Here is a 1435-nt window from a genome sequence, read left to right as displayed (position 1 = left end):
GCCGGGGGGGCGGAGCCAGTCGCCGACGGGGTGGAGGGACCGCACCGTGTTGGCGAGGTCGAGGGGCCAGACCAGGAGCAGCAGGGCCGCCGCGCTCCACGCGACGAGCCGGGGCAGCCCGCCGTCGACGTGCGAGAGGTGTTCGGTGATGCGGGCGAACGCCCTGTTCAGCGCCATGGTGATCAGGCTAGGCAGGAACGCCGTGCGCGGCCTCGGCCGAAAGGATGAGACGGCGCGCCGCGGGGGTCGGCGGATCGGTCGATGCGCGGCGGAGGGTGCGCGGGCGAGGGTTGACGGGTGCCTACCAAGGAGGGGAACCCGTGACCGAAGTCCATGCCCGACCCGTACCCCAGGCGCCGCCCGCTCCCCGGGTGGCCTTCCTCGACGTCGCGCGGGCGCTCGCGATGATCGGCGTGGTCATGATGAACGTGACGGTCATCGTGTTCGCCGCCGAGCGTGCCGGGGGACTCGCCCCGAGCACGCTCACCTCCGCCGTCGACACCGGCGCCACGCTGCTCATGTCAGGCAAGGCCAGAGCCATGCTCATGGTGCTGCTCGGGGTGGGAACCGTGCTCGCGTGGCGCGGCGCGGCCCGGCGCGGACAGCGCCCCATGGTGGTGATGGTTCGCCGGTACGCCGTGCTCGGACTGCTCTTCGGGGTCCCGCACCTGCTCGTGTTCGACGGTGACATCCTCACCCACTACGCGATCACCGCGGTCGTCCTGGCTCCGATGATGCCGGTTCTGCTGTCCGGAACGCGGCGGCGTCCTCTGGCCGCGGCCGTCCTGCTCTTCGCCCTCGCGCCGGTCGTCGAACTCCTGATGCCGACGGGTGGCGCGTGGATCCTGGTCTCCCTCGTCCCGCAGACCCTCGCGTTCTTCTGCGTCGGCGTGTGGCTGGCCCGCCGCCCCGAACTCGACCCGGAGCACCCGGGGGAGCCCTCGCGGCTGCCGGTCCGGATGATCTGGACGGGGCTCGCGGGCCAGGTGGCCGGTCTGACCGTCATGTTCGCCTCCGACCTGCTGTTCCCGATGGAGGTGGACGCCGACGGCGTCCCCGTCCACCTCGGGGCCGACGGCCTGCCGGTCACGCACCCGGGTTCGGACGCGCTCGTCTCCCTGGGCGGTTCCCTCTCGGGGATCGGCGGCGCCCTGTTCTACCTGGGGCTGGTCTGGTGGCTGGTCAACCGAGGGCGTGCCGTCTCGCGGGTTCTGGGCGCCCTCGCCCCGCTCGGCCGGATGACGCTGACCGTGTACCTGGGCAGCACCGCCGTGTTCCTGCTGGCCATGTCCCCCTTCGAGGGCGAGGTCACCCTTCTCGGCCAGTACGCCGTCGCCGTCGTCTACTTCGTCCTGACGGCGGTCGGCGCCCACTTCTGGATGGGGCGCTTCCGCCTCGGCCCGCTGGAGTGGGTGTGGCGCTCCCTCACCCACCT

Annotated in this window: 1 protein-coding gene; it reads left to right on the top strand. The window is 72.4% G+C overall.

The window, feature by feature from the left end; all coding sequences use genetic code 11:
- Positions 1-320 precede the first annotated feature (320 nt).
- Positions 321-1435, top strand: a 1115-nt coding sequence (locus tag D471_RS0123000) for a DUF418 domain-containing protein (protein WP_026127992.1), incomplete at its 3' end; no start/stop codon positions are given.

Source organism: Nocardiopsis lucentensis DSM 44048, from assembly GCF_000341125.1.
Lineage (GTDB): Bacteria > Actinomycetota > Actinomycetes > Streptosporangiales > Streptosporangiaceae > Nocardiopsis > Nocardiopsis lucentensis.
This window is presented reverse-complemented; position numbering and strand designations above follow the sequence as displayed.